Origin of the sequence: Brucella cytisi (assembly GCF_038433355.1) — a bacterium.
GTDB lineage: Bacteria > Pseudomonadota > Alphaproteobacteria > Rhizobiales > Rhizobiaceae > Brucella > Brucella cytisi.
This window is the reverse complement of record NZ_JBCAUP010000001.1, coordinates 191,202-216,972: the sequence shown is the minus strand read 5'-3', so window position 1 is coordinate 216,972 and position 25,771 is coordinate 191,202. Positions and strand designations below refer to the sequence as shown.

The window sequence follows — 25,771 nt, the reverse complement described above, 5'->3', positions numbered from 1 at the left end:
CCGCGCTATCGTCAACGGCAGCGACAAGGCAAGCCTCATCGCCGGCTATTATCGCAACTTCCTCGACAGCCTCGTAGCTGCCCGTGAGATGAAGCCCGCCAAGTCAGAAGACGCCGAGCCTGATGATGTGCCTCTGCTTCATGACAAGACGGTGCAGACAATCGTGGCCGGCACAGGCGGCACGCTCGTTACCGGGCTGATTGGCGCAGTTTCAAATCAATGGGCATTTGCAACTGTCGCGCTTCTGCTGGTCGCAGCAGGCGCGGGCTTCTGGCTCAGGAAGAGCGGCAGGCTGGAACTGAAGAGGGCAGCGGCGTGAGCCTCACAAGAATTGCCATTGAATATGACAGCGACGCGGGAACGGCCACGGTGCGGATCGATAACGACTCGCAGCAGTGGGACCATGCAAAGCTCATGGTATGCGATGCCGTCGAGACCCGCGACGGCTATCTGCTGCCGCTCACAGGGCAGCAGCGCGTGCTGATTTTGACAGGAGTGCCGACATGACCTGGCTCTTATTCCTGCGCTCCAGGATCACAGGCTGGGCCGTGGCTGTCGCTGCGGCCCTTGCAATTCTGGCGGGTGCTTACCTCAAAGGCAGGGCGGACAACGCCACAAGCGCAACCGCCGATCGACTGAAAGCCGCCAACAAAGCAAGGAAAATCGAAGATGAAACCAGCAAGCTTGGCGGCGATGATGTTGACGCTGCTCTGTCTCGGTAGCTACTGCGACGTAGCCCGGCCCATCCGCCCGAGCGTCGAGGACAGCCTGACCGACGGTACGAAGCGTCAGATCCTCGCGGAAAACACGAAACTTGAAAAGCTTTGCGGGGTGCGACCGTGAGGGCTAGTTCTCGGTCGGTTCAGTCGCGCCGGCTACTCCAGCTGTTTGAACGACGTTCCGATCATCGTCGAACGATATGATCAAAGTCAGGGCCGTTAGTGCCACGACGATGGGCAGCGCGATGCATAGAATTCGAAGTGCCATGCATGCAGAGTGTCGGATGCCAATCATCGGCAGGTCTCTGAATTGGTGTTGCAGCCTAATTTCAAGCAGTAGGAGCGATATTTATGTCTAATCTAAGGAAACCACCTGATGACCGACGCTGAAATCATGGCCGTTGTCGGCTTTATCGTAATGCTGATGGGCTTTCTGTTCGGCCTCTGGAAATACGTCGAAAGCCAGATCGCGAAAGCCGAAACGCGCAACGCTGCGAAAGCGGACGCTGCAACGGCTCTTGCCAGCCTGACGCTGCAGGAGCTTTCCGACTACAAGCTGCGCGCGGCTGAGACGTTCGCCACGAAGGCAGGCATGCAGGAGCAGACGTCCCAGATCATGCGGGCCATCGAAAGTGTGGCGCACCGCATCGACGGGCTCACAGAACGGATTGATAACATCATGGCGACGAGGACGGCGCGCACGAGAACATAGGCGGCCATCGGGCCGCTACAGACTGCCCGCTTAGAAGGGGGGGCCTTTATGAAAGCGTGTAGAACCAGATGACCGGCGCCACGATCAGGAATGCCAGAACACTCCAGGCTACTCTCCACCCGGTGCTATTCGTTCCCATGAAAGCAGTCATGACTATGGCCGCCGCTATCATCACGGTAATCGGCCAATAGATTGACATATAGACGAGGGCGGCAACCCACAAAGGAAATGAAATCATGCGCGCTTTTAGCTGGTGGGCAGTGCGGCGGCAATATCTCGTGGCGACGAGGACGACGACGCGGGAAAGGACATACGAAAGTGGAGCCGACCTAGTTTTGGACAATTGTAGTTCCGATTGGGCTCGCGGCAAGCCAGCGAATTATGCTTTCGTCGTTGGCTTGCCGAGCGTGCTCAATAAGGGTGGCGTAGACAGTTTTTATGGCGGCAATCGCCATGACTTCGTTCATTTGAAGAACATCGACGTCTTCCCATCCGGACTGTTCGATCGCAGTCGCAACTTCTTCGATGAGTTCTTGGGCAGCCACGGCAGGTTCCTTCGCGATTGTGAAGGTTATTCCTACTTCATGATGACCGACGTGGCCTTGATTTAGATTAAGTGTGAAGGTGTTCTGTTAAAGCCGCGGGCGAGAACATAAAAGAAAGGCGCCTCGAAGGGCGCCTGCTTTTATCTGCACTCAGGCAGAGCCAAAAGATTGTCGTTATAGTACCCGTTTGCATGGGTCCTTAAGTGGTTACCGTTGCGACCATCCACCACGCCAACGTTTGACCTGTTCCCGCCAGATGATGTGTAAAATGTATGCGCTCCCGCCTCGATCCAAGCAATAACCTGCTGCCGCGTCCATTTTCAGGACGAATTTCCTAAATGAGTAATACCCTCACGAGGGTTGTTACGCGGCGTTTTATTTATGCATGTTATTTGAATATCTGCCATCTTAGCCTCCCGTATTGATAGCAGTTCAATGAAACACAACCCCGCGTAATTCGTCTCTAAGACGAAAGTATTGTGCGCATCTCGGCCCCTCCATTAACACCACATTTATCGAGGCATTCCATCCTTCCTTTTGCGCCGCTCACCACGGCTACCAACCAAACACGAGGAGACTGTATGTCCCATGACAGACAGGGCGCGGGTGCGCGCCTTTCACACGAAGAACTCCAGCGGCGTGCCGAGGCCTACCGCGAGCACGGCGCGCTGGTTAAGGCTGCTGCGGCTCTAGGCATAAAGAAGTCGGCATTCCACGACAGTATTAAGCGGGCGGCTGAGGTTGGGCTGTTGGGTACGAGCCCTGTTTTGCCGGGATTTCGGCTTACAAAGACCACCGCTATTACAAATGAAGACGGCGACGTCGTTCGTGAATTCATCCAGCAGCGTCCCGACCTTGGCGAGCAGTTTAATGTTCCGGACGGGCATTCGGTTAAGGGCGTCTCCGCACTTGTCGATGCTCAAGGTCGGATTATGCAACAGTGGGTTAAAACCCGCGAGGAACCGTCGGCAGTGGATATCGCCGAAACCCTCAAGGCCGCATTCGAAGACTGGCAGCCAGCAGCGAAGCCGCAGCCCGCGCCGACCGTTGCAAACACTGACCTCCTGACGCTGACACCGTTAGCTGATTTGCATCTCGGCCTTTTCTCTTGGGGCAAAGAGACCGGCATCAACTGGGATCTGGAAATCGGCGAAAAAGTCATTGGCCACGCGATCGAGGATCTTGTAGCCAGAACTCCGCCGAGTGGAGAGGCTATCGTGCTTGGAGGAGGCGATCTGCTTCAAAGCGATAATAATGAGAACAAGACGGCCCGATCTGGCAACGTGCTACAGGTCGATGGACGCTATCAGAAAGTTCTGATGGCCGCGTGCACGTCTCCGTCGTGATAAGCGAGAACTTCCTCGATTTCGGCGTCATAGCTTTGGACAAGAGCGTTCATAAGTTTCTCCTGTTCTCCACAGATGTTCCTATTTTGTTCTCATTTTTGATTGCAGTCAAGAGGCATTGATTCGGGCGGCGGAATGGGTGACATTTGGTGTTCTGTTTGATTAAAAAAAGTCTATAAATAATTGATCAATAATACCTTTATCAAAGGTTCGATTAATAAAAATAATCCGGCCAGGGAGCCGCTTCATCTCATGAAGTTGCTCATCTTTTACTGCATTAAGAACGAAGTTTCTGGCGCTATGTACTGTGGTGTGTGACGGGACCTTGGCTCTTTATTGATTGCGGTGTAAGGGCGGGCTAACGATTTAACGAATTTGTCGAAATGACGGACGTAACCAAGCGCTTGAGAGTGCAGGCATTGTGCTGTTGGTCAATACATTCGCTGAACAATCACAATCTCTCCATGCGAGCTCGTTTGTATCATCTCAATTCAAAACGGATAGATAGCCCTGAATCTAAGATGTGCCCTTGAACTGGCGACGATATTCATTCTTGCTGAAGCATTTTGAACCAAATCGTTCTTCGTGCGTTGGTTAGCTATCTGTTAACCATGATTGGAGAGTGGCAATGCCTTGGTATTTTCGTCTCGAATCCGGCTTCGCCGCAGTCTTTGTAATCGCGGTCTGCGCCCACATGTTTGTTCAGCTGATTCGATAACAATTCGGTATGTTACAAATATTGGGCAGTATCGATGGTCAATAATGGCCAGTCGCTCGTGTGGGGGAGCGTCGGTTCACGATCCCTTCGAGAGGTCACCGAAGGTTGGGTGACCTGTCGAGAAGACCAACTTGATATGATCAAGTTTGGTGAGCACGCCGTATGAAATCATCGTAACTCTTAGTTTCAGCCGTCGTTTGATTCTGGGAAAAGTTCTTGTAACGTCTCACTATTGTGGGACCCGCCGTAAAGGTGCGAGACGGATAACTTCTCCCATTCAATTGAGCTCTTCCGCACTAAAACGAACGAAATTTACACTACACTGGACTTACCATACGAGATAAAAGTCGAATTTTGAGGGGTAATCTAAGCGCCTGCTGGTAACCCCGTACTTGTGACCTATCTTTGGTTCCATATCGCCCGCTTTTGCTGAAGCTAGGAGAGATGCTCTGGCGTTAGTGTCAACGATGGCTTCCGCAGTGGCATTCATGCTGAACTGATAGACGTTGGTCCGCACACCAAGGTGGTCAAGTCGATGCCGTGGCGGATAAGATTGTTGCCGTTGACTTGAACAGGATATCTCGTTTGCCGAACTGCAGTTCTGTGTACCCAGACGCAAGACGGTCGGACGCTGATTAATATGGCCTCGGTCAAGCAAAGCAAACTGTGGCCACGATTATCCCGCAGAGCCAATCTTTGTACCGACAGTTCCGACCGGACGCTTCTTTGGTCGCTTCGTACGAGTTGATCCGGGTTTCGATGCCGACGGAAGCAACGGGTTGAAGTCGCTTTGAGCCTTATTGTGCCGGCGTATCGTTTTCTTGCGGTTGAGAAGCTTCGGCAGGCGCGGGAGCAGGTTGTTGAGGTACTGGTGCAGGTTCTTCTGCAAGGACTTCATTTGTCTTGGTTTTTATGTCTTCTGCTGTCTGTTGGCTGATCAGTCCTTGCGACGCGGCAAAGCCGACAACAACTGCGATGATTGCACCCATAAGGGCAGCTTTAAGCTTCGGCGACATGGCTGGCTCTCCTGCCCAGTATAATGTATGTCCCGCCCGATTCATCAAATCAATCATACTATAAATACGTCAATTTTTTCAATGGTTGCTTGATTTTTTCCCGCGGTATTTGGTGCTCTTACACATCGATAATTAGCTGATCTCGTGACCTGAGACCCGAAACTTCCTCCAAATTTTGGTAGAGTCCGTCACGACGATGCACTGAGCCCCAAGATTGGACCGCCGGGAATTAGAATTTTCCGGCTCGTATGCCAATGGCGGGCTGATGACGCCGCCGGGGTTTGGGGTGATTGGACGGAAATCGGCGGAACAGGGCAAGTGTTTTTTACCTTGCCCGGTGGATCGATTGTTCAATGGGGCCGCACTCAGGCCGCAACGTCATCATCGACGCTTCTCACGATACCGCTCAACACAACGTTCCCGGTAGGTATCCAGACGGCCATTGGCATTAACGGTGATTGGACGAACTCCAACGTTCGCACAAACACGTGGGTTTTCTATGCGCCCGGCTCGAGCAACTCACAAGTCTCCTTTGCCACAAGCGCAATAAACCAGACGGTCATCACTTGCTGGGTTGCATTCGGAAGGTAACGACATGAAGCAGTATGCAAAGTTTAACGAAGACGGTTTCCCTGTAGCCTTCTACAGCGAGGGCCTTCTGGGTTTGCGCGAGGTGCCCGTATTTGGAGAAGCGCCGGAACCGACAGAGGAAAATCCGTTCCCTGCCGCCCCCGTCATCGGTTACCAACGAAATCCGAACTGCATTATCCCGGACGACGCCATTGCGATAACAGATGAGCAGCACGCGGAGTTTGTTGAGTTTTCCGGTTTGCGTCGTTGGGAAAACGGAGATGTGGTTGAATATATGCCACCGGTCGCCGATCCAGTCACAATCCTTCCTGCTGTCACACTTTGGGAACGCTTGACCGAAGCAGAGGCGGAACAGGTTGACGCCGCAATGGCAACCCAGCCGTTCCGAACCCGTCAAATCTTCCTGACGGCGAACACCTTCCGTTCAGATCATGAGCTGTGGCCGCTGTTGGTGCAAATGGCGACTGATTTATTTGGAGAAGAGAGGGGGGGGGGACAACTTCTCGCCACCGCATAAACGATATCGTTTACTCGACACAAAGCGCCGCCTTCAGGGCGGTTTTTTATGCCGAAAGGAAGTGTGGGTATGGCTGATTGCGCTGGGGAACGAGCCATATCGAAACTGAAAAAGTAAACCCCAGCCAGTGGAACGACTGAACCGGGGCTGCTCACCAAAGGACACAGGGTTTTTAAGCCCTTCCGTGAGCGTTGAATGGTTACCGTAGCTTATGGCAAAAGAAAACCCCGGCAACGTGCGGCTACCGGGGCTCTACGCAACTTCGCACATGGCTAGTAAGAACGTTGCGCAATGCCAGTATAAAGATGTCGACGATTAAGAAAACCCCGGAACGAGCCGGGGTTTAAAACTATTGCCGCCGTCTGGTGTCCCAGAAAAGCACAGTTATGACACAGAGCAAAGCAACGAGGATCGTGCCCTCAATTAGAAAATACCAGTGCATGGTGCTGCCTCATACCTGAACGCGTCCGCCACCCGGGGGGGGGAGACGTCATCCACGGCATAGCAGCTCCAGGTTTTTCGAGAATGTTGCGTTTTCGAGCGAAGCCTTCGAAGGCGTTTTGCGCCACGATTAGCGGTTTCTGCCCGCTGTGAGCGTCACAACAGGCGCTCCATGCCACTTCATAGATGATGTCACGATCATCCTTTGGCCATTCATAAAGAAAATCGATTGCGTCAATCGGGCCTGCAATCTCCCTTATCAGAAATTTTCCGTCCTTCACAAAAATTGGACTGTCAAACAAACGGTCGCTCATCGAAACCTCCATTTGATCGAACGAAGTGTGTTGGAATGACGGCTTCGATTTAGTGATCGCGTCGGCGGTTTCAAGAACCTCTTATCGTTAAATTTCAGGACATCCCCATGAACAAAACAACGTTCTTCGCGTATGCGAGGCGCGCGCCTTTTGGCGGGCGCTTGAGCCAGGCGCAGGTCGACGGCACGTCGGCAATTCTGGCTGAAGCTGAGCGCCGAGGCCTGCCTGACGGGCAGACCGCTTATGTGCTCGCAACGGCATTCCACGAAACCGGCGGCAAAATGCAGCCGATCGAGGAAAACCTGAATTACACGACAGCGTGGAAAGGATCCGGCGGGGAGTTCGTTCCGCTCGATGCCAGTGCTGTTGTCGCGATCAGCGATGCGGTGCTTGCTCATGTATCGAGTTGCTTCGCCACTGAAGCGCAGGTTCTGGACTGCATAGAGGCCGGAGCCATTACGACCGTCGAACAGGTTGATGCTACTTTCGCTGCGTGACCGCGTCACCTGCTTTTCTCTCTCCAGATCATCCAGATGATGATGACCAGAAGCGCCAAAGCTAACGCGCCTTCGACCCAGTAATACCAGTGCATGGCGTCCCCTCCCGCTGACGATAATAGCCAGCGGACATAATAGTTCAAAATTCAAAATATCGAGGTTCGTATGAAACTCGTCTCCGACTGGAGGTGGGTGATTCGCTATGCGTGGAGCATCCGTCTGCTGATCGCGGCTGGTATTCTGACCGGCCTCGAAGCCGTGTTGCCCTACTTGGCTGACACATCCCTCATCCCCGACCGATGGTTTCGCCTTTTGATGTTCGTCGTGACGATCGCGGCGTTCATGGCGCGCATCATTTCCCAAAAGGATTCCTCAAAATGAGTAAACGTGCAAAGGGCGTGCTCGCGTCCGGACTTGGTCTTGTTGCAATGACTGCCGCCTATCTCACTGTTCCGTGGGAGGGCGTCGAGAACAAAGCCTATTATGACAGGCTGGGCCGTGTCTGGACGGTCTGCGCTGGCGAAACCAAGGGCGTGAAACCCGGCGACAGGTACACCGACGCGCAATGTCTCAAAATGCTGGAAACGCGGCTGGAGAATGATTTCCGCAAGCCCTTGCAGAAATGCATTGTGACCTTCGATCTCGCTCCGATCAGTGTCCAGGCATCCATGCTCGACCTTTCCTACAATGTCGGGATAGGCGCTGCCTGCAAGTCAACTGCGGCACGGCGCATGACCGAACGCAAATGGCGAGACGCCTGCCATGCGATGACGCTTTACAATCGCGCCGGCGGCAAGGTGATCGAGGGCCTGAAAAAGCGCCGTGAATACGGTGATGCTCAGCGCATCGGCGAACTGGAGCTTTGCCTTGCGGGGCTGGGTTGATGTTCGGGCTTCTCGACTACATCAAGATCGGGCTGGGCGTTGTCGCTGGCATTGCGATTGGCTCGATCTACTTCAATGGCGTGCCGGTTCTCAAGGATTTGCCGGCAGTGGGCTTCCTGTTCGAGGGGCAAGCGAAGAAAGGGCTCGTACCGCAATTCGAGCTTGCTGCAGCTCGCGCCGAGCGGGATGAGCTGCAGCGCCAGCTAAAAGTCAGCGAGTTCGTGACTGCTGCCTATCAGAAACAGGTCCGCAATGTCTGGGCTGCCGAAGCTGCCCGGACTGTGAAAACCGAACAGGAGATCGCCGACTATGAACGCAAGCTTGCTGAGGCGGGCCGCGCTTGCCTGCTTGATAACGACGATATTGAGTTCCTGCGCCGCTGACCGGAAGCTGATCGCCGCCGCCGAAACTCAGGGTATAGCGGCTGCAGGAACAAACCTGCCAGACTATCCCGACGACTGCCGCCGCAAAGAATCGCATGCGCCGCTTGTCGAGGGGCAGGAAAAACTGTCGATCCTGAAACGTGAGCGTGAAGCGCTCGATCGGCAAAACGACCGGACGGACAGATGCGCGGGCTTTTATGATGAATTGAAGAGGGGGCTTCAATGAATGCCGACTTGCAATGGTTGATTGGTACAGCGCTCGGTCTGGCGACCTTTTTCGGTGGCGCGCTCCTCACGGCATTCAGATCCTTGTCCGCGTCCATTAAGAACGGCGATGACCGGTTGGCCGAGGCGATAAAAGCTGGGGACGATCAATTACACGAGCGGGTTAATCGCGTTCGCGACGAATATGTACGTCGTGTGGATCTGGATGATCACGTCAAGCAGTTGCGGGATGGCATGAAGGAAATGCGGGATGAGACCCGCGAGGGCCTGAAGGAAACGAACAAGAGGCTTGATCAGGTGCTAGCCGTGTTGGCGCAAGATAAGAAGGTATGACAAAAAAAGCCCCGCAGCGTGATCGCGCGGGGCTAGATGGAAGGTGTCATATGCCTGCGGTCAAAATTTTATTCAGACGAGACAAAAAGTAAAGCCCCGACGCTTTCGGCAGGCGTCGGGGCCGCGCTTGGCAAATGAGGTGCATGTCCTTGCCAGCGCTATCGTTCGAGTGTCTCCTCCCGAACGATCTCAATTCCATTGGTTAGGCCGTATAGTCAGTCCAGCTGCTTCGGCGGCCTTGACGAACGACTCTCTGGCGGTATTTGGTAAGCCTTCCATATCGGCCAGGCAAGCCTGCAAGGCTTCTTCGTATTCCGGGCCATGGGCGTCTTTGGGCCAATCGTTTACCAAGCACTTCGTTGCTGTTTGCGTATCAGGCACGACACGGTATTTCCCAACACCGTACAGCTCAACGTCCACTGGTTGCTCCCAAGGCATGCAGGCCTCCCAAAAAAGAATGCCCTGCCTTAGGGACAAGCTAGGCAGGGCTGCGTCCGCGACGATTCTAGTGGTGACAGAATTGCGCTGACGCGAGGTGGTATCGATGCATTGCGAGAAACGCCGTCGACGCAGATTTGTTCCCGCCGTAATCTAGTCTTTGTTGGCTGCTTCCATATTCGAATTGGCAGCCGGGAAACTGTCGTGCGGATGGCGGAATTGATATTTTTGATGAGCCAACCGAGCAGCCAGTTCGGTGATGTAGCCAAGGTCGCGAAGGCCGCTTTCGTAGAGCATAATAATTGTGCTCGAGAGATCAATTTCCGCGTATTCACGGTCGCTTGTTCTGAGCAGTTTAGCGGCGTCACTATGGACCCGTCTTAAGAAGTTTACTTCTTCGAGCGTATAAATACGGCTCGCTTCGCTAAAAAGCGGCATAGCCAGCCTCCCTCCAGTGCTGAACCAAAGTAAAAGCCGTTACGGCGTTAAGTCGATTGATATTGGTTAATGCACGAGCAGGAAGAAAGTTTCTCAGAACATACGGAGACGATATTGGACCAGTCGACTATTCATTCCGATCTTTTCCGGAATTTCCGACAAATATACCGCGAGACACATCATTGATCGCCCTGAGCTGGATGCGGACAAAAAAGAGCCGCCCATCTTTCGAGGGGCGGCCTAGTTTGGAGGCTCAGGAGCAACCGAAGCCTCCTCTCAGCTCAAAAACCTTACGTGCCAGTACCGGTACCGGTGATCGCCTTCGAAATCTTGTCGAAGGTATCGGAGATGTCGCTACCAAGCGTGGTAACTGCGGTGATGATCGCAACGGCGATCAAAGCGGCAATCAAGCCGTACTCAATAGCGGTTGCACCAGATTCATCATTGCGGAAACGCGAGAAAATTTTCATCATGTGTTTGCCCCTTCAAATTGGCCCCGTTCGTTGCTGAACTGTGCACAACCTATCCTCGCATTCGTTGCAGCCGCATTAAAACCGATGGTAAACAACCAATGACTGAATTCTATGCTTAATCAATAGAGTATAAGTAGTTGCAAAATAATTAAAATCGGCCCTTTCAATCCATCCTTCCTAGAACAAACTTGCCTGCTCTTCCTTATTGTCAATGCTTGGCGTGAGGTCGATAAGATCCGCATCGGGCAGGGGCTGCTGCATCTCCTTGGCTTCATCCCATGGAGCACGTAGCCACGTGTCGGTTTTCTCCGTAGTGCGGAGGATAACCGGCATTGCCTTCGGGTGAACTGGCTTTACCACGGCATTCGGCTCTGTTGTCAGAAACCCGAAGATATCGACCTCTACCGGCCCTTCCTTCTTCTTCCTCACGCCTTTCCAGCTTGTCTAGATGCCAGCGAATGCGAAAAGCGGCTTCTCCTCATTGAGAGCGAACCAGTGAAGCGGCTTTCGTTTGGTCTTCGGGCCTGGTTCTTGCCCGTATTCCGAGAATGAGGTGGCTGGAACAACGCAGCGGCTTTCAGCGCCCTGCCAGCGCCTCCAGTGAGGCGAGGTGAGATTGCGGATATTCGTAACCCCGCTGTCAGCTTCGCCCTTCACATACATCGGAGGTGTCGGCATCCCCCAGCGGAGCATTGCGAGCTCTGGCTCGTCGCCTTTGATGTTTCGCAATACCGGGGCCGGATAGTCGGGGAAGATATCCATCTGCGGATCGACGCGGTTGGTCAGGTCCGAGAATTTCTTGAACAGGCGGCGCATGGCCTCATGTGTCGTGGTGATATTGTACAGATTGCACATGCGCACCTCCTCGTTGGGGAGAGAATAGCGCGCTTATTTCCGCCGTCCAGTCATGCCGAAATACGGCATTTGCCGTATAGCGCTTCACCTGATTCTGCCGCCGTGTGTTTGCAGATCGTGCACTTCGCCTGCACGGTCCCATCTGTGTTTCAGGCGAATTGCTGGTGTAGCCAGCAGAGGAGGGCATATGAAGATCTTAGCAATAGCGGCCGTAGGCGTATTCATGGTGTCGGGGACAGCATTCGCGTCCGCGCCTGCTCTATCGACCGTCAAGCAGACCATCAAGCAAGACCAAGCATCCGGCCCAGTTGTGGCAGGTGGCTCGGGCAAACAGAATCGCGTTGGTTTGCCAGGGACGGGCAAGAGCTTTCGTTTTTAAGGTGGATGGTTTGCCCCGTTAAGGCGGGGCAGACGCTTGTTTGTGCCGTCCAGCCGTACCGATCTACGACAGATGCCGTATTTCATCTTCGCCCCTTTTGATTGAATTTCTCCCTGCCTTCCAAAAGGGAAGGCTTGATTGGAGGGCAAAATGAAATACGCAATTATCGCCATGGCCATTTTACTGGCTGGCGCCTCGACTGCTTCCGCGATGGCTAGTTGGAAGCCAACTGAAAGTCACTGCCGTACCGGCAAGGGATGCAAGTCGGGCAGGTAATTCCAACGGGCGCCCTTTACGGGCGCCTATTTCTTTTTGCCAGTCATCGCGTCCTCGCCTTCCTGTTTATGGGCGCGACAGAACCATAGCTGGCCGTACGACGTCTTGTATCCGAACGAGCCCCATTCCTTGCAGCCGTTTGAATCGCAGAGATGCACGAACAGACTTCCAGCTTTTGCTACGTGGGCGTTGTCGTTTTTGTAAGCGGCCATTCTCACCTCGGCATCTTCGTAATTCCAAACTGCGCATATCCGGGTCGATACCGCCATTTCGGTCAGGTATGGTGAACGCGGTTTAATCAGTCAAAGTACGTCTCCCACGGCTTGGATTTCTTGTCCGTTGGATCATAGGGAACGCCGCCATATAGCTGGATGAACTCTTGCTGGCCTTCTTCGGTATTGAACCTAGCTATTTCAAACAGCGTAATGTTGTGCCGAACGCCGCCCCACAGTCGATATCCGCCTAGCCGTTCACGGTCATGCAGCATTTGAATAAGGTTCGTTCGGTGCCATTCAGTCATGAACAGCACCACCTGGAACGGGTATTCCTTATTGATGAGCGTCTTTGGCGGCTCACCGCGCGATCTCCCACTCATTTCACGAACATCGTCGGCTTCCAGCCACGTGCAAAGCCCATCGACATAGCCAAACTGGCGTACTCGATCTCTTTGACGAGAAAATCCTGATCCTTGAGGAGTGATTCTATCGCAGCCCGCACATCGCCCTTGTGATAGGCGAGAACCAGTTCAATTTCGTCTTCGTATTCATTTTCCTGCGCAACCGCGTTCATTGTTCTGCTCCAGTGAAGCAGACACACACGCCACCTAGCGTGTCTGTGAGGTTATCGGTCCGCCTTCCGATGTTCCTAAAATGTTCTCACCCGAAGTTAGAGTCAACAGAGAATCTTTGGGGAGTGAAATCATGTGGAAAGGGAGTGAAATAAGGAACGAACTGCCACACCCGCAAAGGTGTGGCGGAACACCGGGTGAACATGTTGCCACACCTTAAAAATAAGATGTGTCAATTCAATGCGTTGCTGATGATTCTGGGAAACATTGGAGGCCTCGCCCGGAATCGAACCGGGGTGCAAGGATTTGCAGTCCTCTGCGTAACCACTCCGCCACGAGGCCTTCCGTAAGGCGGTTGCCAAATCAGTTGGTCGCGCCTTGGTCCGTTCCAATATTGATACAGATAGGTCTCGTCAAGCCGTTAGAGCCAAATGTAGAAAATTTCTACATAGGTTTCTTCGCGCCTTGTAGGTTCACGGTTGGTCGTCTCGGTCTGGCGGCATTTGCGGACGTGCCAGATTGCCCTTGGAGAAGGTATAGCCGGTTTCAACAACACTTAATCCAAATTTGTTTCGCAACTTGTCGATGGCATTTTCGGCGACGGCGCGTTTGGTGGCCTGAGTGTCTACTAGATCGGGCGGATCGGCGCGATCACTTGAAGAAAGCTCGCTAACCCCAATCCCTAGCAATCTAAATCGTGTTCCATCCAGTTCTTTTTCAAGAAGCTGCAATCCGTGGCGGAAGATTCTATCCGCGAGCTGGGTGGGATCAGAAAGCTGCCGATTGCGCGTACGCGATTTGAAGTCGTGTGTTTTCAGCTTCAAAACGACAGTACGCCCGGCTATTTCACTTGCTTTCAGTCGCCGCGAGACCTTTTCGGCGAGCGCCCGAAGAACAGGAACGAGATCGTTGGCATCCGACAAGTCATTGTTGAAGGTTGTTTCTGCCGAAACGCTTTTCATATCATGGTCTGGCTCGACCTTGCGGCTGTCCTGTCCTCGTGACAAACGGTAAAGACGCTGCCCCATAGTGCCATACGCCTTCATAAGTGCACCTTCTTCCATCGTCTGGAGTTGGCCGATCGACCTGATTCCGTCACTTTCCAGTTTGGCTGCGAAAGCTTTGCCTACTCCCCAGATCGTGCTGACGGATCGATCTCGCAGAAACGTCAGGGCTTCTGCTTCACCGATAACGGAAAAACCGCGCGGCTTTTCGATATCTGATGCAACCTTGGCCAGAAACTTGCAATAGGACAGTCCGATCGAGGCGGAAATGCCTATCTCATCCTCTAAGCGCTTGGCGAAACTTGCGAGAACGATTGCGGGTGGAGCCTTATGCAAGCGTTCTGTGCCGCTCAGATCCAGAAAAGCCTCATCGATGGAAAGAGGTTCGACGAGGGGCGTCAGGTCACGCATCATTTGCCGCACTTCACGACCGACGCGAACATACTTTTCCATGTTGGGCTTAACGACGACGGCGTCAGGACATGCTTCCAGTGCCTTGAACATGGGCATGGCAGACCGCACGCCATGAATGCGGGCGAGATAGCAGGCCGTCGATACCACGCCGCGTTTTCCGCCGCCGATAATGAGCGGTTTGTCCCGAAGTTCCGGATTGTCGCGTTTTTCGACCGAGGCGTAAAACGCATCACAATCAACATGCGCCAGAGAGAGCTTATAAAGCTCGCTGTGACGGAGAAGGCGAGGGCTGCCGCATGCATGGCATCGTCTGCCAGTGTGCGATTTTTGCGGCGCAAGGCAGTCGCGGCATACACCTTTTTCCGAACCGTTAGGTGCAATGGTTTCAGCCATGAGGACGAACCGTCTGATGAACATAAAAGGAACATCCTTTTATAGCATCGAAAGGCTGAAGTGCCATGGGGATATATCATCCCGGTTGGTCTTACACTTGACATTGCCGGGAATATCACCAAGTTTAGCAATATGAACAACCGTTTTGCATCCATATTTCATCGGGTTTATCCGATCACGGGATAGCTACCCTCGAGTTCTGCCTAGCGCAGGGGAACTCCGGGGGACGGTACGCCGCTTGTCCAAAAGCGGATTTCAAATAAGCGCTTTCATTAAAATCAATCTGAACGGCTTCGTGCAGAAACAGCACGGAGACTTATTACCTTTCAACAGCAGTGAGCACTCGCCATGAGCGGAAAGAATCGCAAGAAGCCCAATATCGTTGTTAGCGAAATCGACTATGAGCGTCTGATGGGGCTGGCCACAAACGTTTCGGAACGTCTCGAGGAGATCGCCGAGGAGTTGATGGTTGAACTTGACCGCGCGAAAGTCGTTCCTGCGAAGCGTTTGCCGCAGAATGTGATTCACATGGGCTCTACTGTGGAGTTTCGCTCCAATGACGGGCAGGAGCGTCGGGTGACACTGGTATATCCGGGCGAAGCGGATATCGCGCAGGGCAAAATTTCGATTCTCACGCCTATCGGCACTGCGCTGATTGGTCTTGCGCCCGGCCAGTCGATTTCCTGGACGGCACGCGATGGCAAGCAGCACGAGTTGAACGTATTGTCGGTTTCGAACGAAGCCGAGGTTTCTGCGGCAAATCCCGCTGCTGAATAATTACCAAGAAGCCCGGCAATGCCGGGCTTTTAATTTGCGGATCGAAGTCTTTGCTAAAGGTGCTGGTTCAGCCCGCCGGGCAGATATGACAAGGCTTTCTCAATTGTTGCCGGATCACGGCCAGCCTCTTCGCAGTAGCGCAGCAGCGTCGGCTCATGTGTCAGAAAAAATTGTAATACACCCGCCAGAAAGCCAGGTTCACGTGCTGCCTGCCGGATCGACGCAGCTTCAATGCCTGTCAGGGCGAGGAAGCGAGGCAGCAGGTCCTTGTCCTGAGCCAACCACGCCAACGCTTCAATGGCGATCGCTTCCGCATCCGCCTGGCTCATCAGCGTTTTCATGTGGTTTCTCCGCTTTTTCTGTTGCTTTGCCGAATGTGTAACGGTCGCTCAGTCGAGGAACAATGGAATTATTTGCCTTTCATCAATGAAATGAGGTTAAACTACCCGCAGTCTAAGAAGTGGGGACTCTCTGGCGGATAAGAAAATCGAGCAAATGCCGGGTTGCTGCAGGGAATAAGACCAAGGAATTTTCGATGCCGAAAAGCGTGATGATCGTCGAAGACAACGAACTCAATATGAAGTTGTTTCGCGATCTTATCGAAGCCAGCGGATATGAGACCATCCGGACGAGAAACGGGCTTGAGGCGCTTGATCTTGCGCGTGAACATCGACCTGATCTGATTCTCATGGACATACAGCTTCCCGAGGTGTCGGGACTGGAAGTCACAAAATGGCTGAAAGACGATGACGAGTTGCGACACATTCCGGTTATTGCCGTGACGGCTTTTGCAATGAAGGGCGATGAGGAGCGTATTCGGCAGGGCGGCTGTGAAGCCTATATATCCAAGCCGATATCGGTGCCGCGCTTCATAGAAACAATCAAATCCTATTTGGGCGACGCTTAGCGAAAATCAGGGCGAGGGGCATCATGACTGCACGAATTCTCGTCGTTGACGATGTGGATTCCAATGTAAAGCTCCTCGAGGCCAGGCTCCTCTCCGAATATTATGAGGTTATTACGGCTTATAGCGGTCCTGAAGCCATTGAGCTTTGTCTGGGCGGCCAGATTGACGTCGTTCTTCTAGATATATTGATGCCGGAGATGGACGGTTTTGAAGTGTGTCATCGATTGAAAGATGATCCACGTACGTCCAATATTCCTGTTGTCATGGTGACGTCGCTCGATGGTGTCGATGACAAGATTCGCGGCCTTGAAGCTGGCGCCGACGACTTTCTGTCAAAGCCCGTCAGCGATCTTCAGTTATTGTCGCGTGTGAAGAGCCTGGCGCGGCTGAAACTGGTCTCTGATGAGCTTTTCCACCGAACGGGCACGGTTGCGGACGCGGAAGTGGAAACGCTGCTGGCAAGCAAGATGGGCGGGAATTATGCCGACAAGGATGAGGTCGCCCGCATTCTCATAGTTGATGAGGACGAACTGGCGGCTGCACGCCTTCGTCTCATTCTTGGAGAGACCTATCGTATCGATGTGGCCAGCGATGCCAGCACGGCTTTGATCCGGGCGATAGATACGGATTACGACAGTATCGTCGTTTCAGCCAACTTCACTTATTACGATCCGCTGCGCCTTTGTTCGCAGTTGCGAACCATTGAACGCACAAGGCTGGTGCCGATCATTCTCGTTGTTCGGGAAGATGAGGGCGCGCTCGTGGTGCGTGCGCTGGAGCTTGGCGTAAATGACTATCTGATGCGTCCGCTTGAGAAGCTGGAGCTGTTTGCGCGCTTGCGAACCCAGATCAAACGGAAGTGCTATAACGATTTACTGCGGCAGAGCCTGAACCGTACGATCACCATGGCGGTGACGGATAGTCTCACAGGGCTGCACAACCGCCGCTATCTCGATACACATATGCCTGTCCTGCTGACCCGCGCCATGGGGCGCGAGCGGCCATTGTCAGTCATCATGCTCGACTTCGATCACTTCAAACGGATCAACGACCAATACGGACATGATGCTGGTGACGATGTTCTTCGAGAATTTGCGACGCGTCTGCGCAAGAATATCCGTGGGATGGATCTGATGTGTCGCTATGGCGGAGAGGAGTTTGTCGTCGTTCTGCCGGATAGCGACGTGGAGGCTGCGAAGGCTGTTGCCGAGCGAATCCGGGTTGCTGTGTCAGACACGCCCTTTGCCGTCGCCAACGGCAAGCACAAGGTCAACTTGACCATAAGCATGGGCGTTGCAGGGCTGAGGCTGATGGGGGATAGCGCTGACGCTCTTTTCTCGAGGGCAGATGCTGCGCTCTATCAGGCAAAGAAAGGTGGTCGCAATCGCATTGTCTCTTCGGCTGCCTGAAGGGCCCACGAAGCTGGAAGCAAAAAAGCCGTCTCCTAAGAGACGGCTTTTTATCTCAATCATCTTGTCGATGACGACCGAAAACGAATTACTTGATCTTCGTTTCCTTGAACTCGACGTGCTTGCGCGCAATCGGGTCGTACTTGGTCTTTGTCATCTTTTCCGTCATCGTGCGGCTGTTCTTCTTCGTTACGTAGAAGAAGCCGGTGTCAGCGGTCGACAAAAGCTTGATCTTGATCGTCGTAGCCTTGGCCATATCGAATTACCTGCTCTGTATCTTTGCCGGAGCATGATCTTGCCGAAAATCGGTTCCCAATTCTCGGGATCATGCTCAATGGATGGAAACCTCCAGCGATTCCGGTAATCTCATCCGGCAGCGGAAATTTGGCGCGACACTACGTATTGGCGGCGAAAAGTCAAGCCCGCTTCTTCCTCAAAAGCAGCCTTCCTGCTGCAAAGAGTGCATATGCGGCAAAAAACACACCGAGAGTCATGGGGAATCCTTTTGGTCCCAGCATGTCCATACCGACACCAACGGCTTGCGGTCCTGCAAGCATGCCGATGGCATAACAGAACACGAAAGCGGCATTGGCGGATGCCAGCTCACGTCCCGTCAACTCGGAGCCGAGATGCGCGAGGCCGATCGTATAGAGGCCAGCCACTACACCGCCCCATAGGAACAGAATGGCTGCCATGAGATACCAGTGCTGCATGAGATAGGGCAGGGCGATCATACCGATCAGGCCCGTCGTGGCGCAGAAGAGCAGAAGTTTGCGGCGATCCGAAATGCGATCGCTGACAAGGCCTAATGGAATCTGCATCAACACATTGCCGAGGCCGATCATCGTAAGCAGAAGTGCTGCGTCTGCTTCCGGATAACCGATACGCGCTCCGAAGACTGGAAAGAGGGCAAAGCCGCCGGTTTCCACAGCACCGAAAACAAAGACAGCCATGGTTGCAGTCGGAACGGCAAAGATGAAGGGCAGGAACGGGACGTGTTCGCCTTCTTCGAAATCGGGACTGTCGCGCCATGCGAATGCAACCGGTATGAGGGCGATCAGGATGATGACGAAGCCGACATAGAAAGGCAGTCCGCCCGTGCTCCCGATCTTCGAGAACAGCCACGGTCCGAGCGCAAAGCCCAGCGAAAGTGATGTTGAATAGATTCCAAGCACGAGCCCGCGCTTTTCAGGTGGTGCGGAGGCGTTGATCCAGTACTCTGACAAAACGAAAAGCACGGTCAGCGCGAAATGCAGGACGATGCGCAGCGCAAACCACGCCCAGAGTGGTTGAAAGAAGTGGAAGCCGAGAAAGGCTCCGCTTCCGATGATGAGCATAAGGAAGATCGCCTTGACCACACCCAGTCGTGCAGCGATGGGGGCGGCAAGGGGAGCCGCAACGATGGATGCCAGTCCTGCCACGGCAGTGTTAGCACCGATCAGGCTCGCTGAATGACCGCGGCTTTCCAGAAGAACGCTCAACAGCGGAATGCCCAGCCCGATTGCTGCACCAACTGCACTGATGGTGGCAATGGCTGCTGCAAGCGAACGCCAGTGCATCTGGCCCTCTGCCGGCCCGCCGCCAGGTTCTTGCGGGACAAGATCGGCGGGTTGGATTTCTTTATTCATTGGGTTCAGATCACTTCGCGAATGAAGCGGCCATGCCGCTTCCAATATTGTACCACCGGCAAGGTGGCTGGCAGTTCAAATTCGGTATCCGTCAGAAGCACGCGCGCTTCTTTCAAGATCGCCTGAGTAATATGAGCGACGTCGAGTGTATCGATTTGGTCAATGGAAACCCAGTCGAGGTCTTCCAGTTCCCCACTGGGAACGAGTGGCTGCTGATCGAGTTCCGGTATTTGATCGCGAAATGCGATAAAAAAACGGGTGTCGAAACGGCGAACATAGTCCGGGGGCGTTACCGCGCGAGCAAAATAGCGCAGGCTGTCCAAAGCCGGCATCATGCCTTTATCGAGGAAGGCTGACCAGTCGTGATGTGTGGGCAAAGCAACCGGTGCTGAGATCGCTTGCCCGATGCGAAGGCCAGTCTCTTCAAAGGTTTCGCGAATGGCACATAGGCCGAGTGCACGGGCGCGACGCAGCGATGCACGAGCCCCCATGCCTGCGAGCAGCTTGGCAACATCATTGCTATTCAGTTCAGCCGCGGCAGCGATAGCGCCGTCTACAGGATCGGCACGACCACCCGGAAAAACAAACTTTCCGGGCATAAAGGCGAGGCTGGCGTGGCGTCTGCCCATGAGAATTCGCGGCTTGCTGCCCGACCGGTCGACAAGCAAAAGGGATGCGGCGTCACGCGGTCGCAAAGCTTTCACGGCTTTAGTTGAGGATGGGGGGTGAACCATGGCAGTCATGGTGACCTTCAGGTCACGTCGCCATATTCACCTTCGCCCTTACCTCCGAAACCATGCATGTAGAGGGCCCATTGCAGGCCGATGGTCGCGCCCTTCATAGGTTGAAGCAGCAGCAGCGACATGATCACAGTCAGCGGTCCCCAGATCGCCATATGAGCCCAGAGTGGCAGATTGGTGGTTGCTTCCACACCCATGAAAGCGCCTACAACCACGTGTCCCACGATCAGGATGGTGAGGTATGCAGGAAGGTCGTCGGCACGTTGTTCCGTGTAGTCTTCGCCACACACGGAACACTGCGCCACTGGCTTCACAAACGACCGGAAAAGCTTTCCTTCACCACAATGCGGGCAACGTCCGCGAAAGCCGCGCCACATAGCTTCACCCAAAGGGCGTTTTGGGTGAACGGCCTTGGGGCTTTCGCCACCGAAAACCTGAACATTTTGCGCGGAATTGGCCTCTAGCGTGCTCATCAGCGACCTCTTCTCTTCTGACGCGGAATACCCGCGGGTTTACCCCTTCGCCCACGCATCGTCCGGCTTGCCTTATGATGCGAGCGGGTCGCCATCGGCAGGGGATGCGGTTCCGAAACCATCTCAAAGCGAAGCGCGCCCGCAACGGGGAGCGCCTCTACAAGCCGAACCGTCACTGTATCACCAAGCCGGAAGCCTTTACCGCTCCGTTCACCGGCAATCGCATGGTTCGCTTCGTCATATAAATAGTATTCATGACCTAAAGTTGAAATGGGTACCAGCCCATCCGCGCCATATGTCGCAAGGTTCACGAAAAGGCCTGCCCGTGTAACGCCTGTAACGCGCCCTTCATATTCGTCGCCGAGATGTGCGGCGAGAAAATGCGCGATGAGGCGGTCTACGGTTTCACGCTCAGCCAGCATGGCGCGACGCTCGGTCGAGGAAATCAGCGCGGAGATTTCTTCGAGCTGTGTTTCTTCTTCTGTCGTTAGTCCGTCACTTCCCAGTTTCAGGGCCTTGATCAAAGCGCGGTGAACGATGAGGTCGGCATAGCGGCGGATCGGCGAGGTGAAATGCGCATAACGGCGCAGATGCAGGCCGAAATGCCCGATATTATCAGGGTTATATTCCGCTTGGCTTTGCGTGCGCAGTACGACTTGATTGACCAGTTCTTGATGATCCGAGCCTTCAACGGCCTCAAGAATCCGGTTGAACTGCGCGGGTTGCAGCTCCGCGCCTTTGGCAAGACTCAGATCAAGTGTACGCAGGAATTCACGTAGGGTTTCCTGTTTGGCAAGAGCCGGAGCATCGTGAATGCGGAAAATCAACGGCTGACGGTGTGCTTCCAATGTTTCTGCAGCAGCGACATTCGCCTGAATCATGAACTCTTCGATAAGCTTGTGTGCATCGAGCCGTTCAGGAACGATAACCTTGTCTACCTTGCCATCGGGCGTGAGCAGGATTTTCTTTTCTGGTAAATCGAGTTCCAGCGGTTCGCGGGCATCGCGCCCACGCTTCAGCACAGCATAGGCGTCCCACAGCGGTTTTAGTATGCCATCGAGAATGGGCGCGGTCTTATCATCCGGCGCGCCGTCAATGGCAGCCTGGGCTTGCGAATAGGCAAGCTTAGCCGCTGATTTCATCATGATGCGATGGAATTTGTGCGACTTCTTGCGCCCGTCAGAAGCAAAAATCATACGGACGGCAAGAGCGGGGCGATCTTCAAGCTCACGAAGCGAACAGAGGTTGTTTGAAATCCGTTCGGGAAGCATCGGTACGACCCTGTCCGGGAAATAGACCGAGTTACCGCGCTTCTGTGCTTCACGATCAAGCGTGGAATCTGGACGGATATAGGCGGCGACGTCAGCAATCGCTACGATGACAATCTGGCCACCCGGATTTTCCGGGTCTTTATCCGGCTCGGCGTAAACGGCGTCGTCATGATCCTTGGCGTCAGCCGGATCAATGGTGAGAAGCGGAATGTCGCGCCAGTCTTCCCGGCCGTCCATCGTCGCAGGCTGGGCGGCTTCTGCTTCGCTCAGCACTTCAGCCGGGAAAACATGCGGAATTTCATGCTCATGGATGGCAATCATCGACAGGGCTTTTTCGCTGTCGATAGACCCAACCACCTGTCGAACTTTGCCGCGCGGCAATCCCTGACGACGCGAGGAAATCAGGTCCACTTCAACAAGATCGCCAGCTTCAGCGTTTTCTAGCTGTGCCGGATCGAGCTGCACCTCAGGCTGTTTTCGGTTTACAGGGTCCAGCCGCCATTCACCGTTGCCGAGTTTGCGAACAATACCCAGCACAGCGTTCGTGCGGTGCTCGAGACGCTTCATGACGCGGGCTGTATAATCCGGTCCGTCGCGATCTTCACTGCGGAATATTTTCGCCAGAACGCGGTCGCCGACGCCGACTGCCGGGCCGCCTTCGGAGGCTTTGTTAAGCCGGGTGCGGCGGATCAGGACAATAGGTGGTTTGCCGTAACCCGCCTCGTCCCATTCCGACGGACGTGCGAGCAAACCGCCATCTTCGTCGCGCCCGGTAATATCCAGCACGGTGACAGCAGGCAGTGCGCCGGGGCGAGACAGTTTGCGGGCGCGTTTTTCAACCAGACCCTCGTCGGAAAGTTCGCGTAGAAGATCTTTCAGATAAACCCGCGCATCGCCCTTGATGTTGAATGCTTTTGCCAGTTCACGCTTGCCTGCCCGGTCAGGATTCTCTTCAATATATTTGAGAACCTCTTCGCGGGTTGGCAGAAACGCATTGGGATCGCTCTTCCCATCGGCAGATTTTGCTTTGCCTGCACGCCGTTCGGTCCGTGCGGATCGACCGGTATCGGATTTGGAAAAACGGCGTGCCAATTGCTACTCCTCTACCGTCTCGGCCTTGGATCTGGCTTTCGGCTTGGCTGTCGACTTGGCTTTTGCTGGTGCCTTCTTGGCCGCGGGCTTTTTTGCAGCAGCTTTCTTTTCAGTGCTGGCTGAAGCCTTGCGGGCAGGGGCTTTCTTACTTTTGGAAGACCCGGCCTTTTCCGTAATCAGAGCCAACGCTTCTTCCAGCGTGACACTTGCCGGGTCCTTGCCCTTCGGCAAAGTGGCGTTGACTTTGCCCCAGTTGACATAAGGCCCATAGCGACCGTCGCGAACGGTAATCGAGCCACCGTCTGGATGGTCGCCAAGCGTCGCCAATGCAGCCGGCGTGGAGCGGCCACGACCGCCACCCTTCGACTGTTTGTCGGCCAGAACCGACACGGCGCGATTGAGGCCGACGGAGAAGACCTCTTCGGCATTCTCCAGATTGGCGAACGTGCCGTCATGGTTAACATAAGGCCCGTAGCGACCGATGCCAGCGGAGATCATCTTGCCGGTTTCTGGATGCTGCCCGATGTCGCGCGGCAGGGACAGAAGCGCAACGGCTTTTTCATGGTCGAGCGTGTCGACGGCCCAGCCTTTCGGAAGGCTGGCGCGCTTTGCTTCCTTGCCCTCGCCACGTTGGACATAGGGGCCGAAACGACCGGTCCGTGCAGTGATTTCCTCACCGGTGAATGGGTCCTTGCCGAGCGATTTCGGTTCGTCCGCAGCAGCAGATTCGCCGTTGGCGTCTCCGCCGAGCTGGCGGGTATACTTGCATTCGGGATAGTTGGAGCAGCCGACGAATGCACCGTATTTTCCAAGCTTCAACGACAGCATTCCTGTGCCGCAGGTCGGGCACGAGCGCGGATCGCTACCGTCTTCTCGTGCCGGGAACACCAGTGGTGCCAGCTCTTCGTTCAGTGCGTCAAGCACATTGGTGACGCGCAATTCCTTGATGTCATCGACATTACCCGAGAAGTCGCGCCAGAAATCGCGCAAAACGTCTTTCCAGGAAAGCTTGCCGTCCGAAATAAGATCGAGCTTTTCCTCAAGGTCTGCTGTGAAATCATATTCCACATAGCGCTCGAAGAAACTTTCGAGGAAGGCGGTGACGAGACGACCCTTGGGTTCCGGAATGAGCTTGCGCTTGTCGATGGTGATGTATTCGCGATCGCGCAGCGTGGCCAGAGTCGCGGCATAGGTCGAAGGACGACCGATACCGAGTTCTTCCATCTTCTTGATGAGCGAAGCTTCCGAATAGCGCGGCGGCGGTTCGGTCGAATGCTGGGTCGCATCGATCTTCTCGCGCGCCAGAGCTTCACCGGAACGAATTTCCGGCAGCTTTGCACTATCCTCGTCGTCGTCCTCTTCTTCGCGATGATCCATATAGGCTGCGAGGAAGCCATCGAACTTCGTGACAGACCCATTGGCGCGCAGCATGGCCGAGCGCGAGCTGTTGACCGCCTCAATGTCGACGGTTGTACGCTCAATGTCGGCAGCCTGCATCTGGCTGGCGATGGCGCGCTTCCAGATGAGCTCATAGAGCCGCGCCTGATCGTCATCGAGATAGCGACGCACATCCTTCGGGTGACGCGAGAAATCTGTTGGCCGGATGGCTTCGTGCGCTTCCTGTGCGTTCTTTGCCTTGCTGGAATAATAGCGCGGCTTTTCCGGCACATATTTTGCGCCGAAGCTTTTGCCGATGGCGTCGCGGGCCGCATTGATGGCTTCTGGAGCTATCTGCACGCCATCGGTACGCATATAGGTGATCAGGCCGGCAGTCTCGCCGCCAATATCGACACCTTCGTAAAGTCGCTGCGCCACTTGCATGGTGCGCGAGGCAGAAAATCCGAGCTGGCCGGATGCGGCCTGCTGCAAGGTTGACGTGGTGAATGGCGGCCCCGGATTGCGCTTGGTTGGCTTTGCCTCGACCGAAAGAGCTTTGAAGCTTGCGCCTTCCAGCATGGTACGAATGGCCGTTGCCTGTTCACCATTCTTGATGTCGAGTTTGCCGAGCTTCTTGCCGTCAACGGCAGTGAGACGGGCGGTGAAACTGTCATTGCGCGGCGTTTTCAACAACGCCGCGATATTCCAGTATTCCTCACGGATGAAGCGTTCGATCTCGGATTCACGATCTGCAACGAGACGCAGCGCGACAGACTGAACGCGGCCAGCCGAGCGCGCGCCCGGCAGTTTGCGCCACAGAACGGGCGAAAGCGTGAAGCCAACAAGATAATCCAGTGCACGGCGTGCAAGATATGCATCGACCAGAGGTTCATCGATGTCGCGCGGATTGGCGATGGCATCCAGAACAGCCTTCTTGGTGATGGCATTGAAAGCCACACGTTTGACTGTCTTGCCCTTGAGCGCCTTTTTCTGGTTGAGCACTTCAAGCACATGCCAGGAAATGGCTTCACCTTCGCGATCCGGATCGGTTGCGAGAATGATGCCATCGCTGTCTTTCAGCGCTTTGACAATATCGGCAAGGCGTTTGGCGGAATTGCTATCCACCTCCCACGACATTGCAAAGTCTTCGTCGGGACGAACCGAGCCATCCTTGGCTGGCAAGTCCCGCACATGACCGAACGAGGCCAGAACCTTATAGTTCGAGCCCAGATATTTATTGATGGTTTTAGCCTTGGCAGGCGATTCGACAACGACGACGTTCATTTAAAGCAGCCCAGATTCGCGCCCCATGGAGATAAAATACCTCCTCTCCGCGTGAAATTCGTTGCCTTCACATGAACAGCGGGCAGCGTTTGGTCAAGAGCAGGACAACAAAAAT

The 25,771-nt window shown here is 54.4% G+C and carries 35 protein-coding genes, 1 tRNA gene and 2 pseudogenes; 18 read left to right on the top strand and 20 right to left on the bottom strand.

Annotated elements, in window-relative coordinates; genetic code table 11:
• Positions 1 to 88: 88 nt before the first annotated feature.
• The 4 genes from AAE521_RS01040 (at position 89) to AAE521_RS01025 (ending at position 1,431) form a co-directional block, all read left to right on the top strand.
• Positions 89 to 319, top strand: a complete 231-nt coding sequence (locus AAE521_RS01040; RefSeq protein WP_342060276.1) for a hypothetical protein — start codon at positions 89 to 91, stop codon at positions 317 to 319.
• The gene (locus AAE521_RS01035) at positions 316 to 507 is read left to right on the top strand and encodes a hypothetical protein (protein ID WP_342060275.1); all 192 of its coding nucleotides are present in this window, start codon (positions 316 to 318) and stop codon (positions 505 to 507) included. Before AAE521_RS01040 ends, AAE521_RS01035 begins: the two co-directional genes overlap by 4 nt.
• Positions 504 to 722 (top strand): hypothetical protein, encoded by a 219-nt coding sequence (locus AAE521_RS01030; RefSeq protein ID WP_342060274.1) that lies wholly within the window; start codon positions 504 to 506, stop codon positions 720 to 722. The genes AAE521_RS01035 and AAE521_RS01030 overlap by 4 nt, the downstream gene beginning before the upstream one ends.
• A 373-nt stretch (positions 723 to 1,095) precedes the next feature.
• Positions 1,096 to 1,431 carry a hypothetical protein gene (locus AAE521_RS01025; RefSeq protein ID WP_342060273.1) on the top strand — a complete coding sequence of 112 codons (336 nt, stop codon included), beginning with the start codon at positions 1,096 to 1,098 and terminating at the stop codon, positions 1,429 to 1,431.
• A gap of 46 nt (positions 1,432 to 1,477) precedes the next feature.
• On the opposite strand, the gene AAE521_RS01020 is transcribed toward AAE521_RS01025, so the two are convergent.
• Positions 1,478 to 1,669, bottom strand: coding sequence for a hypothetical protein (locus tag AAE521_RS01020; protein WP_342060272.1), 192 nt, complete (start codon positions 1,667 to 1,669; stop codon positions 1,478 to 1,480).
• Here AAE521_RS01020 and AAE521_RS01015 point away from each other — a divergent pair.
• Positions 1,668 to 2,042: a hypothetical protein gene (locus AAE521_RS01015; RefSeq protein ID WP_342060271.1), complete on the top strand. Its 375-nt coding sequence runs from the start codon at positions 1,668 to 1,670 to the stop codon at positions 2,040 to 2,042. The genes AAE521_RS01020 and AAE521_RS01015 overlap by 2 nt on opposite strands.
• A gap of 74 nt (positions 2,043 to 2,116) precedes the next feature.
• On the opposite strand, the pseudogene AAE521_RS01010 reads toward AAE521_RS01015, so the two are convergent.
• Positions 2,117 to 2,284, bottom strand: a pseudogene (locus AAE521_RS01010) (DUF3892 domain-containing protein); the annotation flags it as partial.
• Positions 2,285 to 2,557: 273 nt separating this feature from the next.
• Between AAE521_RS01010 and AAE521_RS01005 the strand changes: the two are divergent.
• Entirely contained in the window at positions 2,558 to 3,322 is a 765-nt protein-coding gene (locus tag AAE521_RS01005) for a hypothetical protein (RefSeq protein ID WP_342060270.1), read from the top strand.
• Between the two features lie 1,515 nt (positions 3,323 to 4,837).
• On the opposite strand, the gene AAE521_RS01000 is transcribed toward AAE521_RS01005, so the two are convergent.
• The gene (locus AAE521_RS01000) at positions 4,838 to 5,056 is read right to left on the bottom strand and encodes a hypothetical protein (protein ID WP_071634641.1); all 219 of its coding nucleotides are present in this window, start codon (positions 5,054 to 5,056) and stop codon (positions 4,838 to 4,840) included.
• 318 nt (positions 5,057 to 5,374) lie between these two features.
• On the opposite strand from AAE521_RS01000, the gene AAE521_RS26705 reads away from it, so the two are divergent.
• Positions 5,375 to 5,647: a gp53-like domain-containing protein gene (locus AAE521_RS26705; RefSeq protein ID WP_425286369.1), complete on the top strand. Its 273-nt coding sequence runs from the start codon at positions 5,375 to 5,377 to the stop codon at positions 5,645 to 5,647.
• Positions 5,648 to 5,651: 4 nt separating this feature from the next.
• Positions 5,652 to 6,164 carry a hypothetical protein gene (locus AAE521_RS00995; protein ID WP_342060269.1) on the top strand — a complete coding sequence of 171 codons (513 nt, stop codon included), beginning with the start codon at positions 5,652 to 5,654 and terminating at the stop codon, positions 6,162 to 6,164.
• Positions 6,165 to 6,583: 419 nt separating this feature from the next.
• On the opposite strand, the gene AAE521_RS00990 is transcribed toward AAE521_RS00995, so the two are convergent.
• The gene (locus tag AAE521_RS00990) at positions 6,584 to 6,919 is read right to left on the bottom strand and encodes a DUF982 domain-containing protein (RefSeq protein WP_342060268.1); all 336 of its coding nucleotides are present in this window, start codon (positions 6,917 to 6,919) and stop codon (positions 6,584 to 6,586) included.
• Between the two features lie 107 nt (positions 6,920 to 7,026).
• Here AAE521_RS00990 and AAE521_RS00985 point away from each other — a divergent pair, with 107 nt between their 5' ends.
• From AAE521_RS00985 to AAE521_RS00960, 6 genes are all read left to right on the top strand, one after another.
• On the top strand, positions 7,027 to 7,416 hold the full coding sequence (locus AAE521_RS00985) for a DUF4376 domain-containing protein (RefSeq protein ID WP_342060267.1): 390 nt from the start codon (positions 7,027 to 7,029) through the stop codon (positions 7,414 to 7,416).
• 165 nt (positions 7,417 to 7,581) lie between these two features.
• Complete coding sequence (locus AAE521_RS00980; RefSeq protein WP_071634601.1) at positions 7,582 to 7,797, top strand: DUF7940 domain-containing protein; 216 nt, start codon at positions 7,582 to 7,584, stop codon at positions 7,795 to 7,797.
• On the top strand, positions 7,794 to 8,300 hold the full coding sequence (locus AAE521_RS00975) for a lysozyme (RefSeq protein ID WP_342060266.1): 507 nt from the start codon (positions 7,794 to 7,796) through the stop codon (positions 8,298 to 8,300). The genes AAE521_RS00980 and AAE521_RS00975 overlap by 4 nt, the downstream gene beginning before the upstream one ends.
• Positions 8,300 to 8,683, top strand: a complete 384-nt coding sequence (locus tag AAE521_RS00970) for a hypothetical protein (protein WP_071634605.1) — start codon at positions 8,300 to 8,302, stop codon at positions 8,681 to 8,683. The genes AAE521_RS00975 and AAE521_RS00970 overlap by 1 nt, the downstream gene beginning before the upstream one ends.
• On the top strand, positions 8,664 to 8,909 hold the full coding sequence (locus tag AAE521_RS00965; protein ID WP_235817761.1) for a hypothetical protein: 246 nt from the start codon (positions 8,664 to 8,666) through the stop codon (positions 8,907 to 8,909). Before AAE521_RS00970 ends, AAE521_RS00965 begins: the two co-directional genes overlap by 20 nt.
• On the top strand, positions 8,906 to 9,241 hold the full coding sequence (locus AAE521_RS00960) for a hypothetical protein (protein ID WP_071634607.1): 336 nt from the start codon (positions 8,906 to 8,908) through the stop codon (positions 9,239 to 9,241). Before AAE521_RS00965 ends, AAE521_RS00960 begins: the two co-directional genes overlap by 4 nt.
• A 189-nt stretch (positions 9,242 to 9,430) precedes the next feature.
• Here AAE521_RS00960 and AAE521_RS00955 read toward each other — a convergent pair whose 3' ends face one another.
• The 4 genes and pseudogenes from AAE521_RS00955 to AAE521_RS00940 all read right to left on the bottom strand — a co-directional run bounded on the left by AAE521_RS00955 (position 9,431) and on the right by AAE521_RS00940 (position 11,445).
• Positions 9,431 to 9,661 carry a DUF982 domain-containing protein gene (locus AAE521_RS00955; protein ID WP_235817762.1) on the bottom strand — a complete coding sequence of 77 codons (231 nt, stop codon included), beginning with the start codon at positions 9,659 to 9,661 and terminating at the stop codon, positions 9,431 to 9,433.
• Between the two features lie 171 nt (positions 9,662 to 9,832).
• Entirely contained in the window at positions 9,833 to 10,117 is a 285-nt protein-coding gene (locus tag AAE521_RS00950) for a hypothetical protein (RefSeq protein ID WP_342060265.1), read from the bottom strand.
• 290 nt (positions 10,118 to 10,407) lie between these two features.
• Positions 10,408 to 10,590, bottom strand: a complete 183-nt coding sequence (locus AAE521_RS00945) for a Flp family type IVb pilin (protein WP_342060264.1) — start codon at positions 10,588 to 10,590, stop codon at positions 10,408 to 10,410.
• A 177-nt stretch (positions 10,591 to 10,767) separates the two neighbouring features.
• Positions 10,768 to 11,445: pseudogene (locus AAE521_RS00940) on the bottom strand (SOS response-associated peptidase).
• A 187-nt stretch (positions 11,446 to 11,632) separates the two neighbouring features.
• Here AAE521_RS00940 and AAE521_RS00935 point away from each other — a divergent pair.
• Positions 11,633 to 11,824: a hypothetical protein gene (locus tag AAE521_RS00935; RefSeq protein ID WP_043062906.1), complete on the top strand. Its 192-nt coding sequence runs from the start codon at positions 11,633 to 11,635 to the stop codon at positions 11,822 to 11,824.
• Positions 11,825 to 12,126: 302 nt separating this feature from the next.
• Here the strand turns inward: AAE521_RS00935 and AAE521_RS00930 are convergent, their stop codons facing one another.
• The 5 genes from AAE521_RS00930 to AAE521_RS00910 all read right to left on the bottom strand — a co-directional run bounded on the left by AAE521_RS00930 (position 12,127) and on the right by AAE521_RS00910 (position 14,698).
• Positions 12,127 to 12,312, bottom strand: a complete 186-nt coding sequence (locus AAE521_RS00930) for a hypothetical protein (protein ID WP_342060263.1) — start codon at positions 12,310 to 12,312, stop codon at positions 12,127 to 12,129.
• A gap of 86 nt (positions 12,313 to 12,398) precedes the next feature.
• The gene (locus AAE521_RS00925; protein ID WP_071634052.1) at positions 12,399 to 12,695 is read right to left on the bottom strand and encodes a hypothetical protein; all 297 of its coding nucleotides are present in this window, start codon (positions 12,693 to 12,695) and stop codon (positions 12,399 to 12,401) included.
• Positions 12,692 to 12,889 carry a CUE domain-containing protein gene (locus AAE521_RS00920; RefSeq protein WP_071634053.1) on the bottom strand — a complete coding sequence of 66 codons (198 nt, stop codon included), beginning with the start codon at positions 12,887 to 12,889 and terminating at the stop codon, positions 12,692 to 12,694. The genes AAE521_RS00925 and AAE521_RS00920 overlap by 4 nt, the downstream gene beginning before the upstream one ends.
• Before the next feature lie 266 nt (positions 12,890 to 13,155).
• Positions 13,156 to 13,229, bottom strand: a tRNA-Cys gene (locus tag AAE521_RS00915).
• A 131-nt stretch (positions 13,230 to 13,360) separates the two neighbouring features.
• Positions 13,361 to 14,698: a DNA polymerase IV gene (locus tag AAE521_RS00910; RefSeq protein ID WP_342060390.1), complete on the bottom strand. Its 1,338-nt coding sequence runs from the start codon at positions 14,696 to 14,698 to the stop codon at positions 13,361 to 13,363.
• 348 nt (positions 14,699 to 15,046) lie between these two features.
• Here AAE521_RS00910 and rnk point away from each other — a divergent pair, with 348 nt between their 5' ends.
• The gene (gene rnk, locus AAE521_RS00905) at positions 15,047 to 15,475 is read left to right on the top strand and encodes a nucleoside diphosphate kinase regulator (protein WP_010658878.1); all 429 of its coding nucleotides are present in this window, start codon (positions 15,047 to 15,049) and stop codon (positions 15,473 to 15,475) included.
• Between the two features lie 53 nt (positions 15,476 to 15,528).
• Here rnk and AAE521_RS00900 read toward each other — a convergent pair whose 3' ends face one another.
• Positions 15,529 to 15,816 (bottom strand): DUF3572 domain-containing protein, encoded by a 288-nt coding sequence (locus AAE521_RS00900; RefSeq protein ID WP_071634054.1) that lies wholly within the window; start codon positions 15,814 to 15,816, stop codon positions 15,529 to 15,531.
• 194 nt (positions 15,817 to 16,010) lie between these two features.
• On the opposite strand from AAE521_RS00900, the gene AAE521_RS00895 reads away from it, so the two are divergent.
• Together AAE521_RS00895 and AAE521_RS00890 are read left to right on the top strand one after the other, a co-directional pair.
• Positions 16,011 to 16,382 carry a response regulator gene (locus AAE521_RS00895; RefSeq protein WP_010658876.1) on the top strand — a complete coding sequence of 124 codons (372 nt, stop codon included), beginning with the start codon at positions 16,011 to 16,013 and terminating at the stop codon, positions 16,380 to 16,382.
• Between the two features lie 23 nt (positions 16,383 to 16,405).
• Positions 16,406 to 17,791: a PleD family two-component system response regulator gene (locus AAE521_RS00890; RefSeq protein ID WP_342060262.1), complete on the top strand. Its 1,386-nt coding sequence runs from the start codon at positions 16,406 to 16,408 to the stop codon at positions 17,789 to 17,791.
• 88 nt (positions 17,792 to 17,879) lie between these two features.
• Here AAE521_RS00890 and rpmG read toward each other — a convergent pair whose 3' ends face one another.
• The 6 genes from rpmG to topA all read right to left on the bottom strand — a co-directional run bounded on the left by rpmG (position 17,880) and on the right by topA (position 25,656).
• The gene (rpmG, locus tag AAE521_RS00885) at positions 17,880 to 18,047 is read right to left on the bottom strand and encodes a 50S ribosomal protein L33 (RefSeq protein WP_002966024.1); all 168 of its coding nucleotides are present in this window, start codon (positions 18,045 to 18,047) and stop codon (positions 17,880 to 17,882) included.
• A 160-nt stretch (positions 18,048 to 18,207) separates the two neighbouring features.
• Positions 18,208 to 19,350: an MFS transporter gene (locus tag AAE521_RS00880; protein WP_010658874.1), complete on the bottom strand. Its 1,143-nt coding sequence runs from the start codon at positions 19,348 to 19,350 to the stop codon at positions 18,208 to 18,210.
• Positions 19,351 to 19,424: 74 nt separating this feature from the next.
• The gene (locus AAE521_RS00875) at positions 19,425 to 20,162 is read right to left on the bottom strand and encodes an NUDIX hydrolase (protein WP_071634056.1); all 738 of its coding nucleotides are present in this window, start codon (positions 20,160 to 20,162) and stop codon (positions 19,425 to 19,427) included.
• 8 nt (positions 20,163 to 20,170) lie between these two features.
• On the bottom strand, positions 20,171 to 20,632 hold the full coding sequence (locus tag AAE521_RS00870; protein ID WP_071634057.1) for a DUF983 domain-containing protein: 462 nt from the start codon (positions 20,630 to 20,632) through the stop codon (positions 20,171 to 20,173).
• Positions 20,632 to 22,995, bottom strand: a complete 2,364-nt coding sequence (rnr, locus tag AAE521_RS00865) for a ribonuclease R (protein WP_071634058.1) — start codon at positions 22,993 to 22,995, stop codon at positions 20,632 to 20,634. The genes AAE521_RS00870 and rnr overlap by 1 nt, the downstream gene beginning before the upstream one ends.
• A 3-nt stretch (positions 22,996 to 22,998) precedes the next feature.
• Complete coding sequence (topA, locus tag AAE521_RS00860) at positions 22,999 to 25,656, bottom strand: type I DNA topoisomerase (protein WP_342060261.1); 2,658 nt, start codon at positions 25,654 to 25,656, stop codon at positions 22,999 to 23,001.
• Between the last annotated feature and the right edge of the window lie 115 nt (positions 25,657 to 25,771).